Annotated in this window: 11 protein-coding genes; 3 read left to right on the top strand and 8 right to left on the bottom strand. The window is 61.9% G+C overall.

Going from position 1 to position 12,253, the window contains the following annotated elements; genetic code table 11:
• Positions 1-29: 29 nt before the first annotated feature.
• From guaA to guaB, 3 genes are all read right to left on the bottom strand, one after another.
• Entirely contained in the window at positions 30-1,613 is a 1,584-nt protein-coding gene (gene guaA / locus WN982_RS08225) for a glutamine-hydrolyzing GMP synthase (RefSeq protein WP_341315229.1), read from the bottom strand.
• 204 nt (positions 1,614-1,817) lie between these two features.
• Positions 1,818-2,525 carry a hypothetical protein gene (locus WN982_RS08220; protein WP_341315228.1) on the bottom strand — a complete coding sequence of 236 codons (708 nt, stop codon included), beginning with the start codon at positions 2,523-2,525 and terminating at the stop codon, positions 1,818-1,820.
• Positions 2,526-2,531: 6 nt separating this feature from the next.
• Positions 2,532-3,992, bottom strand: coding sequence for an IMP dehydrogenase (guaB, locus tag WN982_RS08215; RefSeq protein ID WP_341315227.1), 1,461 nt, complete (start codon positions 3,990-3,992; stop codon positions 2,532-2,534).
• 365 nt (positions 3,993-4,357) lie between these two features.
• On the opposite strand from guaB, the gene WN982_RS08210 reads away from it, so the two are divergent.
• The gene (locus WN982_RS08210; protein WP_341315226.1) at positions 4,358-5,335 is read left to right on the top strand and encodes a DMT family transporter; all 978 of its coding nucleotides are present in this window, start codon (positions 4,358-4,360) and stop codon (positions 5,333-5,335) included.
• Between the two features lie 100 nt (positions 5,336-5,435).
• On the opposite strand, the gene WN982_RS08205 is transcribed toward WN982_RS08210, so the two are convergent.
• Both WN982_RS08205 and WN982_RS08200 read right to left on the bottom strand, forming a co-directional pair.
• The gene (locus WN982_RS08205) at positions 5,436-5,768 is read right to left on the bottom strand and encodes an RnfH family protein (protein WP_341315225.1); all 333 of its coding nucleotides are present in this window, start codon (positions 5,766-5,768) and stop codon (positions 5,436-5,438) included.
• Positions 5,765-6,202 carry a type II toxin-antitoxin system RatA family toxin gene (locus WN982_RS08200; RefSeq protein WP_341315224.1) on the bottom strand — a complete coding sequence of 146 codons (438 nt, stop codon included), beginning with the start codon at positions 6,200-6,202 and terminating at the stop codon, positions 5,765-5,767. The genes WN982_RS08205 and WN982_RS08200 overlap by 4 nt, the downstream gene beginning before the upstream one ends.
• A gap of 100 nt (positions 6,203-6,302) precedes the next feature.
• Here WN982_RS08200 and smpB point away from each other — a divergent pair, with 100 nt between their 5' ends.
• Positions 6,303-6,749, top strand: coding sequence for an SsrA-binding protein SmpB (gene smpB, locus WN982_RS08195; protein ID WP_341315223.1), 447 nt, complete (start codon positions 6,303-6,305; stop codon positions 6,747-6,749).
• Between the two features lie 156 nt (positions 6,750-6,905).
• Here smpB and WN982_RS08190 read toward each other — a convergent pair whose 3' ends face one another.
• From WN982_RS08190 to ppsA, 3 genes are all read right to left on the bottom strand, one after another.
• On the bottom strand, positions 6,906-7,838 hold the full coding sequence (locus WN982_RS08190; protein ID WP_341315222.1) for an SPFH domain-containing protein: 933 nt from the start codon (positions 7,836-7,838) through the stop codon (positions 6,906-6,908).
• A gap of 70 nt (positions 7,839-7,908) precedes the next feature.
• Positions 7,909-8,352: an NfeD family protein gene (locus WN982_RS08185; RefSeq protein ID WP_341315221.1), complete on the bottom strand. Its 444-nt coding sequence runs from the start codon at positions 8,350-8,352 to the stop codon at positions 7,909-7,911.
• A gap of 144 nt (positions 8,353-8,496) precedes the next feature.
• On the bottom strand, positions 8,497-10,902 hold the full coding sequence (gene ppsA / locus WN982_RS08180) for a phosphoenolpyruvate synthase (protein WP_341315220.1): 2,406 nt from the start codon (positions 10,900-10,902) through the stop codon (positions 8,497-8,499).
• A gap of 511 nt (positions 10,903-11,413) precedes the next feature.
• On the opposite strand from ppsA, the gene WN982_RS08175 reads away from it, so the two are divergent.
• Positions 11,414-12,229 carry a pyruvate, water dikinase regulatory protein gene (locus tag WN982_RS08175; RefSeq protein ID WP_341315219.1) on the top strand — a complete coding sequence of 272 codons (816 nt, stop codon included), beginning with the start codon at positions 11,414-11,416 and terminating at the stop codon, positions 12,227-12,229.
• The last annotated feature ends 24 nt before the right edge of the window (positions 12,230-12,253 follow it).

Genomic DNA, 12,253 nt, shown 5'->3' with positions numbered 1-12,253 from the left:
ATTGATTCAAAAGGGAATTTCAAGAGCCCCTACTCCCACTCGATCGTCGCCGGCGGCTTACCCGAAATGTCGTACACCACCCGGTTGATCCCGCGCACTTCGTTGATGATCCGGTTCGACACATGCCCCAGCAATTCATGCGGCAGATGCGCCCAATGCGCGGTCATGAAGTCCAGCGTCTGCACGGCGCGCAGCGCAACGACGTACTCATAAGTGCGGCCGTCGCCCATCACGCCGACACTCTTCACCGGCAGAAACACGGCAAACGCCTGGCTCGTCAAATCGTACCAGGACTTGCCGGTGTCCTTGTCGATGAAGGTGCGCAGCGTCTCGATGAAAATCGCATCCGCGCGACGCAGCAGGTCGGCGAAATCGCGGCGCACTTCGCCGAGAATCCGCACGCCCAGACCCGGGCCCGGGAACGGATGGCGATACACCATCGCCGGCGGCAAACCGAGCTTGACGCCGAGTTCGCGCACTTCGTCCTTGAACAGTTCGCGCAGCGGCTCGAGCAGCTTCAGATTCAGCGTCTCAGGCAGGCCACCGACGTTGTGGTGGCTCTTGATCGTCTGCGTCGCCTTCTTTCCCTTGCCGGCCGATTCGATCACGTCCGGATAGATCGTGCCTTGCGCCAGCCACTTGGCGTCGGTGAGCTTGCCGGCTTCGGTCTGGAACACTTCGACGAATTCCGCGCCGATGATCTTGCGCTTCGCTTCCGGGTCGGTCACGCCGGCCAGCTTCGAAAGGAACACTTCGCTCGCGTCGACGTGAATCACCTTCACGCCGAGGTGATCGGCAAAGGTCGCCATTACCTGCTCGGCTTCGTTCAGGCGCAAGAGGCCGTGATCGACAAACACACAGGTCAGCTGATCGCCGATCGCGCGATGCAACAACGCCGCGGCCACCGACGAATCCACGCCGCCCGACAAGCCCAGAATCACGTGCTCATTGCCGACCTGCTCGCGAATCTTCGCGACCGCTTCGTCGATGTAATGACCCATTTCCCAGTCAGGCCTGGCGGCGCAAATCTGCAGCACGAAGCGCTCGAGCATCGCTCGGCCCTGCACGGTGTGCGTGACTTCCGGGTGCCATTGCAGACCGTAGAAATGGCGCTTTTCGTCGGCCATCGCCGCGATCGGGCAAGATTCCGTCGACGCCATCAGCGCGAAGCCCGGCGGCATTTCCAGCACTTTATCGCCGTGGCTCATCCACACTTTCAGCATGCCGTGACCTTCCGGCGTGGTGAAATCGCTGATGCCCTCGAGCAGGCTCGTATGGTTGCGCGCGCGCACTTCGGCATAACCGAACTCGCGCAGGTGGCCCATATCGACCTTGCCGCCGAGCTGCTCGGCCATCGCCTGCATGCCGTAGCAGATGCCGAGCACCGGCACGCCGAGTTCGAACACCGCTTGCGGCACGCGCGGCGCTTCCGTCTCGGTGACCGAGCTCGGGCCGCCGGACAGGATCACGCCCTTGGGCGCAAAGTCGCGAATGAACGACGCGTCGACGTCGTACGGATGAATTTCCGAATACACGTTGGCTTCGCGAACGCGACGTGCAATCAGTTGGGTGACTTGCGAACCGAAGTCGAGGATCAGGATCTTGTCGTGCATGGCAGCGGACGGAGTCAAAAGTGAACGGATACGGGATGCCGCGCACGAAGCGCGGCGTTGAATTCAAAGCGGTCCACGTGGAGGACCATCGCGCGTAAAGCGCAACGTTGAAGCACGCTGGGACGTCCGGCGCCGCAGGCACTCACTGGCGGCACGCGCGAACGATTTCCGGTAGCTTCGGCAGACGGTGTGGCGCTCGGCGCGTCAGCCATGAAACGGCGGCCGGGGCGCGCCGGGCGTATCGGCGGCTGCGTTGCGGGCCTCGTCGCGCGCAGTTCGTTCGGACGCCGTCAGACCGGGTTCGCCGACTACCTGATGAACCTGCGCGGCCGAAACTGGACTGACGGGGCGCGTCGCCGGCAAGACTGGCTCGACCACCGGCTCGGCGGGATAGACAGGAACGCCAGCCGTCACGCGGCCGGGTTCACGTTTGTTGCCGGCATCTCTGGCCGCATCTTTCGCGGCTTGCCGTTCAGCGCGCCCGGCAACAGCGGCCTCAGCCAGCCGCCCCTTCTCGCGACGCCTCACCGCGCCTGACAAACGCACACCGCCAAGGCCGATCAGCAGCAGCACCACACCGGTCAACACCGCGACGATCTGCCCGAAGCCAGTCAGCGCAGGCGTATGCAAGCCAACCAGCCAGACCAGCATCAGCACGCCGGTCAGCCAGTTCACATGCCCGACGACCTTGGCGACCGTCGACGTCAGCGCACCGTCGATCGACGCGTGCAACGCCAGCCACGCCAGCCCGATCAGCGCAACGCCAAACCCCTGGCCGGCCAAAGCCGGCTGGGTTTGCACCAGTTGCAGCGCGTTGTACAGCGAAGTCCACGGCGTCAGCAGAAACAGCAGGCCGAACGCGAGCAACAGCAAGGCATCGATGATGAGTACAGCGCGCAGCAATGGCTTCATTGGCGTTTAGTCCACGTGGTAGTTGGGCGCTTCCTTGGTGATCTGCACGTCATGCACATGCGACTCGCGCAAGCCCGCGCCCGTGATCTGCACGAACTCGGCCTTGTCGTTCATCTCCGAGATCGTGCGGCAACCGCAGTAGCCCATGCTGGCGCGCACGCCGCCGATCAGCTGGAACAGGATCGCGTTGACCGAGCCCTTGTAGGCGACGCGGCCTTCGATGCCTTCCGGCACCAGCTTGTCGATGTTCGCGGAGTTGTCCTGGAAGTAGCGGTCCGCCGCGCCGTCCTTCATCGCGCCGACCGAACCCATGCCACGGTACGACTTGTACTGGCGGCCTTGATACAGGAACACGTCGCCCGGCGCTTCTTCAGTACCGGCGAACATGCTGCCCATCATCACGGCATTTGCGCCCGCTGCCAGCGCCTTGCTGACGTCGCCCGAGAAGCGCACGCCACCGTCGGCGATGACCGGCACGCCGGTGCCCTTCAGCGCTTCAGAGACGTTGGCGATCGCGGTAACCTGCGGCACGCCCACACCGGCGACGATCCGCGTCGTGCAGATCGAGCCCGGGCCGATACCGACCTTCACGCCGTCCGCGCCGTACTCGACCAGCGCCTTCGCCGCCGCGGCGGTGGCGATGTTGCCGCCGATCACTTCGACGTGCGGGAAGTTCTGCTTGACCCACTTGACGCGCTCGAGAACGCCCTTGCTGTGGCCGTGCGCGGTATCGACGACGATCACGTCAACGCCTGCCTGCACCAGCAGCGCCACGCGCTCTTCGTTGTCTTCGCCCACGCCGACCGCCGCGCCCGCGCGCAGCTTGCCGTGTTCGTCTTTACAGGCGTCCGGGTGTTCGGTTTGCTTGGTGATGTCCTTGACGGTCATCAGGCCGCGCAGTTCGAAGGCGTCGTTGATCACCAGCACGCGCTCGAGGCGGTGGCTGTGCATCAGCGCCTTGGCTTCGGCGAGCGGCGTGCCTTCCTTGACGGTGACGAGGCGCTCGCGCGGCGTCATGATGTTGCGTACCGGCTCGTCCAGACGCTCTTCAAAACGCAAGTCGCGGTTCGTGACGATACCGATCAGCTGCGCGCCTTCGACGACCGGGAAGCCGGAAATGCCATGCTGTTGCGACAGCGCGATGACATCGCGCACCTTCATTTGCGGCGGCACCGTGATCGGATCGCGCACGACGCCCGATTCGAAACGCTTGACCTTGGCAACTTCACGCGCCTGTTCGGCCGGCGTGAGATTCTTGTGGATGATGCCCACGCCACCCATTTGCGCCATCGCGATCGCGAGACGGGCTTCGGTGACGGTGTCCATGGCGGCGGACACGAGCGGCATATTCAGGGAGATGTTGCGGGTCAGCCGGGTCTTGAGGCTGGTATCGCGCGGCAGAACATCAGAGTAGGCCGGGACGAGGAGCACGTCATCGAACGTGAGTGCTGTTTGGATCAGACGCATGGCAAATCCTATAGGCGCAAAAGCGAATTATACGCGATACCTCCCCGGTTTTCACTGCACTAACAGCAGCTTAGCGAATTTCCGGCGATTTTTTTCGCGACTTCGGGTACGTCGATTTCGCTTCCACGTTCGGCTCGGGTTCGATCGGGTTTCGTTTGCGCGTTCGTAGGCAACGGGCCGCCGGACGGAACGAGCGCCGGGATTTGCCGGCGCTCGAGCCACAGCGAACCGGCGAAATGCGCCACCGAGTGCCACCAGACGCCACTGAAGCCACTGAATGCGGTCGAATGCAGAATCAAACAAGACGCGCCGCCCGCCGACCGGCTATTCTCCGCACCATTCCAGTTTTTTTGCAGGGGCAGTCGATGCAGCGCGGTGTGGCATATGGGGTGATGGCCGGAGCCTTATGGGGCATGGTGTTTCTGGTGCCGCGGGTGTTGCCCGATTTTTCTCCGCTGCTGCTGAGCGCGGGCCGCTACACGATGTACGGCATCGTGTCTCTGGCCGCCGCGCTGCCGATGGCGCGCTCGCTCGTCAAACGCCTGACCCGCAAGGATCTCGGCGCGCTCGTCAAGCTGGCGCTGGCCGGCAACCTGCTCTACTACCTGCTGCTGACGGCTGCCGTCCACCTGATCGGTATCGCGCCGGCATCGCTGATCGTCGGCGTGTTGCCGGTCACGGTGACGCTGCTCGGCCGGCGGGACCATGGCGCCGTGCCGCTCGCACGCCTCGCGTGGCCGCTCATGATGGTGATAGCGGGCATCGCCTGCATCAACGTCGACGTGTTTACCGTGGCGGACAGCACGCCCGTGAGCATCGTCACGAAGTTGGCCGGCCTCGCCTGCGCGGTCGGCGCGCTGGCTTGTTGGACGTGGTTCGCGGTCGAAAACTCACGCTACCTGCAGCGTCAGACGCACTTCAGCGGTAACGAGTGGTCGGTTCTATGGGGTGTGGTGACCGGCGCGCTCGGCGCGGCGCTGTGGCTGGTGGTCGCCGTGTTGCCGTCCGGCAGCCTGCAAAGCACGCTCGCGGACAATCGCTGGCACACTTTCTGGGTGCTGAATCTGGTTCTCGCGATCGGCGCTTCGTGGCTCGGCAATGGCCTGTGGAATGCCGCGTCAAAGCGCTTGCCGCTGACGCTGTCCGGTCAGCTGATCGTATTCGAAACGCTGTTTGCACTGCTCTACGCGTTCATCTACGACCAGCGGCTGCCACGTCCGCTGGAAACAGCGGCGATTCTGCTGCTGGTGGCGGGCGTGAGCTGGTCGGTGCGCCAGCATGCCGGCGACGATTCGTCCGGCGAGCCGTCGATCGAGGAAAAAGCGCAGGTTTCGGCGCATTGAACTGTGGCGCGGCCAGCGCCGTGCCACGGCAACGGTTCACGCGAGTGAGTCAGTGCGCGTGTGAGTCGGCGCCTGAATGCTGCGCCGCCTCAAGATGCGCTCAACGCGAATCCTTGTTCTGCCAGCGGCGGCCTTCGATCGAGCCCGCCTTGCGGGTCTTCTCGACCCGCCGTTGACGTGACACCTTCGGATCCACCAGAAGCGGCCGGTAGATCTCAACCCGATCGTGATCGGCGAGCACCGTATCCAGCGTCTTGAGCTTGCCGAACACGCCGACCTTCTGCTTCGTCAGATCGATCTGCGGGTGGCGCTGCAGGATGCCGCTCGCGTCGAGCGCCTGCTGCACCGTGGCGCCTTCGGGCAACTCCACGGCAATCAGCGTTTGCGCGTCGGCAAGCGCGTAGCAGACTTCAATCGACAAGCGCGCGCTCATGCCTTACCGTAGCGCTGATCGGCGCGCTTCACAAACGATTCGACGAAGGTGTTGGCGATATGGCTGAACACCGGCCCGATAATCTTCTCAAGAATGATGCTGGTAAATTCGTAGTGCAACGCGAATTCGATCTTGCAGGCGTCGGCCCGCAGCGGCGTGAAACGCCAGAAGCCGGTGAACTTGCGAAACGGGCCGTCCGCGAATTCCATATCGATACGCGTGGGCCGCTCCATACTATTGTGCGTGGCGAAATGCTGCTTGATGCCCTTGAAGTTGATATCGATCTTCGCCTCCATGCCGGTTTCGTCCTGGCGGCGGATTTCGACTCCCCCGCACCAAGGCAGGAAATTGGGGTAATCGGCGACGTCGGTAACGAGGTCGAACATCTGTTCCGCCGAATGGCGGATCAACACGGTTTTCTGGACATCTGCCATAAATTGAACAACGCGTGGCAAGGGTGGACAAGCGCCGCGGGCTTTCCTTGCCCCGCTTTGCTAAAATCGTGATTTTAAACGAGTTGGGCACTTTCCATTCATGAGCATCATCGACAACAGAAAAGCCTTCTACGACTACTCGGTCGAAGAACGCTATGAAGCAGGGCTCGTGCTCGAAGGATGGGAGGTCAAGGCGCTGCGCGCCGGGCGCGGCCAGATCAAGGAAGGTTACGTGGTCATCCGCGATAACGAACTGTTCCTGATCGGCACGCACATCAGCCCGTTGCCCGAGGCCTCCACCCACATCCACCCGGACCCGGTGCGCACGCGCAAGCTGCTTCTGCACAGCGAGGAAATCAGCAAACTGATCGGCAAGGTCGAGCAGCGCGGCTATACGCTTGTGCCGCTGAACTTCCACTACAAGGGTGGCCGCGTCAAATGTGAAATCGGGCTGGCGAAGGGCAAGAAGATGCACGACAAACGTGAAACCGAGAAGAAACGCGATTGGGAACGCGAAAAGGCGCGCTTGATGCGCTCGCCTACATGATCTTGACTGGCGCCGCGCGGTGCGCGGATTTGCCGCGCTTTATCCGGCTGTGTTAGCTGGCTACGTTAGCCGACTGCCGGGTGTTCCAACGCAAGATTCAACGAAAAATGGCCCGCTCACTCAGCGGGCCATTTTTTTCGGCAAGGATAGAGGCGCTCAGCGCACGTCCGATACGCCCTTGCCTTTGTTCACGATCGTCAGCGCCGACGCGATCATCGAACTCATATCCGCCAGGTTGCCCGGCACGATCAGCGTGGTGCCCTGCTTTGCCAGGTTTGCGAACGCGTTCACATACTGTTCGGCCACCTTCAGGTTCACCGCTTCCATCCCGCCGTGCGACTGGATCGCCGCAGCGATCTTCTGAATCGCCTGTGAATTGGCTTCAGCCACCGCCAGAATCGCCGACGCCTGCCCTTGCGCCTGGTTGATCGCCGCCTGCCGCTCGCCCTCCGACTTCTGGATCGCCGCCTCACGCCCACCCGAGGCGATATTGATCTGCTCCTGCTTGCGCCCCTCCGACGCCGCGATCAACGCGCGCTTCTCACGCTCGGCGGTGATCTGCGCCTGCATCGCGTGGAGAATTTCCTTGGGCGGCGTCAAATCCTTGATCTCGTAGCGCAATACCTTCACACCCCAGTTCGACGCCGCCTCATCGAGCGAGGACACGATGCTGTGGTTGATGAAGTCGCGCTCCTCGAAAGTCTTGTCGAGTTCGAGCTTGCCGATCACCGAACGCAGTGTGGTCTGCGACAATTGCGTGATCGCGAACACGAAGTTGCTCGACCCATACGACGCCTTCATCGGATCGGTGACCTGAAAATACAGCACGCCGTCCACCTGCAACTGCGTGTTGTCGCGCGTAATACAGACCTGGCTCGGCACTTCGAGCGGGATTTCCTTGAGGATGTGCTTGTAAGCGATCCGGTCGACGAACGGAAACGCGAAGCTTAAACCCGGCGTCAACGTGCGGTGATAGCGGCCGAGCCGCTCCAGCACCCATGCGTGCTGCTGCGGCACGATCTTGAGCGTCTGCGCTGCCAGCACGATCACGATGATCAGAAGCACCGCCCCGACGATGGTCGAATCCATTGCTACCCTCCCGTCCGTAGTTCGAATAGTTGCGAGTGTATGGTGCGTGTGTGGTGTGTCTTGTGAACGATCAGGCCGCCGTCGGGCGTCTGCTTGCTACGACGACGAGGCAACTGCCGCGCAACTGGGTAATTTCGTAGACCTGCGCGTCTTCGGGCTCGCCAGCGGCCAGTTCGACGTCCCATTCCGCGCCGCGATAATTGGCGCGCGCGCGGCGCTCATGCCAGGCGGGCACGGTCAGCGTCTGACCGATATCCAGATTGACGTCCGGGTTGCGCGACGCCTCCTTGCGCGGTCTGCGGCCAAAGCCCGAGCGCCGCAAGATCACCACGGCCGCTAGCGCCACCACGGCGGCGACCGCGAATTGAAGGTCGGCGGCGGCGCCCGCAATGCGCGCAATAGCCGCTGCCACAAAACCCAACGCGATCATCAACAGATAGAACGTGCCGCTCATCAACTCCAGCGCGATAAGCACGCCCGCCCCGATCCACCAGAACAATCCACCTGGCGCCACGTCGACCTCCACAAAACAAAACACCCCGGATCTACCGGGGTGTTTATAGCACGAAGCGGGCACATTTTACCGGGCGATGCAGCAAGCGGTTGACATACCGCACCGCCCGTTATGCAAGCCGCTTATCGGCGGCTGTTCAAACGCTTACTTCGCCGACGACTTCGCCAACTTCTGCCACGTTTCGACGATCGAGTCCGGGTTCAGCGAGATCGACTTGATGCCTTCATCGGTCAGCCATTGCGCGAAGTCCGGGTGATCCGACGGGCCCTGGCCGCAGATACCGACGTACTTGTTCAGTCGCAGACACGTGTCGATCGCGCGCTTCAGCAGGAACTTGACGGCCGGATCGCGCTCGTCGAAATCGACTGCCAGCAATTCCATACCGGAGTCGCGGTCGAGGCCGAGCGTGAGCTGCGTCAAGTCGTTCGAACCGATCGAGAAACCGTCGAAGAATTGCAGGAATTCCTCGGCAAGAATCGCGTTCGACGGCACTTCGCACATCATGATCAGGCGCAGGCCCTTCTCGCCGCGCTTGAGGCCGAATTTCTCCAGCAGGCCGATCACGCGTTCCGCCTGCTTCAGCGTACGCACAAACGGCACCATGATCTCGACGTTGTCGAGGCCCATCTCTTCACGCACCTTCTTCAGCGCGAGGCATTCCATCTGGAACGCCTCAGCGAAGTCTTCGGCGATGTAGCGCGACGCGCCACGGAAGCCCAGCATCGGGTTTTCTTCGTCCGGCTCGTAACGCGAACCGCCGATCAGCTTCTTGTACTCGTTCGACTTGAAGTCCGACAGACGCACGATCACGGGCTTCGGATAGAAGGCCGCCGCGATCGTCGCGATACCTTCGGTCAGCTTGTCGACATAGAACGCGCGCGGCGATGCATGACCGCGTGCGACGCTTTCCACGGCCTTCTTCAGGTCCTGATCGATGTTCGGGTACTCGAGAATCGCCTTCGGATGCACGCCGATGTTGTTGTTGATGATGAACTCGAGCCGTGCCAGGCCCACGCCTGCGTTCGGCAGTTGCGAGAAGTCGAACGCGAGTTGCGGGTTGCCGACGTTCATCATGATCTTCACCGGAATCGGCGGCAGTTCGCCGCGCTGCACTTCGGTAATTTCGGTTTCGAGCAGACCGTCGTAGATCTTGCCTTCGTCGCCTTCCGCGCACGATACGGTGACGAGCGCGCCTTCCTTCAGCACGTCGGTCGCGTCGCCGCAGCCGACCACGGCCGGCACGCCCAGCTCACGCGCGATGATCGCCGCGTGGCAGGTACGGCCGCCACGGTTCGTGACGATCGCCGAAGCGCGCTTCATCACCGGCTCCCAGTTCGGGTCGGTCATGTCGGCCACCAGCACGTCGCCCGGCTGTACGCGGTCCATTTCCGACGGATCGTGAATCACGCGCACCGGACCCGCGCCGATCTTCTGACCGATCGCGCGGCCGGTTGCCAGCACGTTCGATTGGCCCTTCAGCTTGAAGCGTTGCTCAGCCTTGCCCGCGGCCTGGCTCTTCACCGTTTCCGGACGCGCCTGCAGAATGAAGATCTTGCCGTCGCGGCCGTCCTTGCCCCACTCGATGTCCATCGGACGCTCGTAGTGCTTTTCGATGATGACGGCATACTTCGCGAGTTCGATCACGTCTTCGTCGGTGATCGAGAAGCGGTTGCGCTGTTCGTGCGCGACGTCGACAGTCTTCACGCGGCCTTCTTCGCCGGCCTTGGTGAATTCCATCTTGATCAGCTTCGAGCCGATCGAACGGCGGATGATCGGGTACTTGCCTTGAGCGAGCGTGGTCTTGAAGACGTAGAACTCGTCCGGATTCACCGCGCCCTGCACCACCGTTTCGCCCAGACCGTAGCTCGACGTGATGAAGACCGCATCCTTGAAGCCCGATTCCGTGTCCAGCGTGAACATCACACCCGCCGCGCCGACGTCCGAGCGCACCATGCGCTGCACGCCCGCCGACAACGCGACTTCCGCGTGGGTGAAGCCCTTGTGGACACGATAGGAAATAGCTCGATCGTTATACAGCGAGGCGAACACGTGCTTCATGCGATCGAGCACGTCGTCGATGCCGACCACGTTGAGGTAGCTTTCCTGCTGACCCGCGAACGATGCGTCCGGCAAGTCTTCTGCCGTTGCCGAAGAACGCACGGCAAACGACAGCTCTTCAGGCGAGCTGTTTTGCAGGGTGTCGAAGCCTGCGCGGATATCCGCTTCGAGACGCGGCTGCAGCGGCGCATCGACGATCCATTGACGGATCTCTTTGCCCGCTTCGGCGAGCGCCTTCACGTCGTCGACGTCGAGCGTCTCGAGACGTTTGGCGATGCGTTCAGTCAGATTGTTGTGATGCAGGAAGTCACGGAAAGCCAGCGCCGTAGTGGCGAAGCCAGTCGGCACGCGCACGCCGGCTTGAGCGAGCTGACTGATCATCTCGCCAAGCGACGCGTTCTTGCCGCCGACAATTTCCACATCGGTCATCCGCAACTGCTCGAACGGAACTACATACGCCTCATCCTTTGCGACGGTAACTGCGTTAGTCATACAAGCCCCTAAGTGTGAAAGAAATTCACGGCTGTGCAAGTGGGCTCGAACGCGAGCGCTCATAGGAAGCGCGACCTCGCGTCTTGCACAACCTGTTGGAGAAACAATCGCTGAAAATCGCAAGAAGCACGACGAAGCATGCGGTTGAACGAATTTACCGGTCAATTCACCGAGTTCATCGCAAGTTACCGACCGAAGGCGACGCGTTGACCGACCGTTCAAGGCAAGTTAGACGCCAATCGCCTGCAATTGCTTATCCAACAGGTTGCCGCTATTCTACCGTGCCGACTCTCAAAGTGTGACAGTCGGACGAGAATTGCGCCTCGAATCGCGCCCCGGACCGGCCGACCGGCTTTTGCGAGGCCCGAGCCGCACCCGGGCGCTATTGCGGTGCCCACGGCGCGCTCTGTCGACGCCGCTGCAGTCTCCGGTTAGCCACCGTGCAGCGACGTCAACGCAGCGATGTTTCATTCGAGCGCTTTTTTGCCGCTCACGTTCCCCAGCCCCACTGATGCCGCCCACCGTATTCATCGTCTCTGACGGGACCGGGATCACTGCCGAAACCTTCGCGCATTCGATCCTCTCCCAGTTCGACCAGAAATTCCGCCTGGTTCGCGTGCCTTTCGTCGACTCGATCGACAAAGCCTACGCCACGCTCGAAAAGATCAACGAAGCGACCCAGCAGGACGGCCGCCGTCCGATCGTGTTCACGACGCTGGTGGACAGCGCGTCGAATCAGATCGTCAAGGGTTCGAATGCGCTCGTACTCGACATGTTCCAGACCTTCGTCGAACCGCTCGAACAGGAATTGGAGTTGAAGTCGAGCCATGCGATGGGCCGCGGTCACCAGAACGCTGACACCGAGGAGTACAAGAACCGCATCGAGGCGATCAATTTTTCGCTCGCGCACGACGACGGTCAATCGAACCGCAATCTCGCCGACGCCGATGTGATTCTGGTGGGCGTGTCACGCAGCGGCAAGACGCCGACGAGCCTGTATCTGGCGATGCAGTACGGTGTGAAAGCGGCCAACTATCCGCTGATTCCGGAGGATTTCGAGCGCGGCAAGCTGCCTACGCCGCTATTGGCGCATCGGCAGAAGATGTTCGGTTTGTCGATCGATCCGCAACGGCTCTCAGAGATTCGCAACGAGCGCCGGCCGGGCAGCAAGTACGCCGCGCCGGAAAATTGCCGTTACGAGATCAATGAAGCGGAAGCGATGATGCGGCGCGAAGGTGTCAAGTGGTTGTCGTCGACGCATAAATCGATCGAAGAGATCGCGACGACGATCTTGCAGGAGATCAAGCTGGACCGGCCGGTCTATTGAGCGCGGCCTTGTCTCGACACGCGC

Source organism: Paraburkholderia sp. IMGN_8 (assembly GCF_038050405.1).
Taxonomy (GTDB): Bacteria; Pseudomonadota; Gammaproteobacteria; order Burkholderiales; family Burkholderiaceae; genus Paraburkholderia.
Note: the sequence above shows the minus strand (reverse complement) of the source record. Positions and strands in the feature narration are given on the sequence as shown.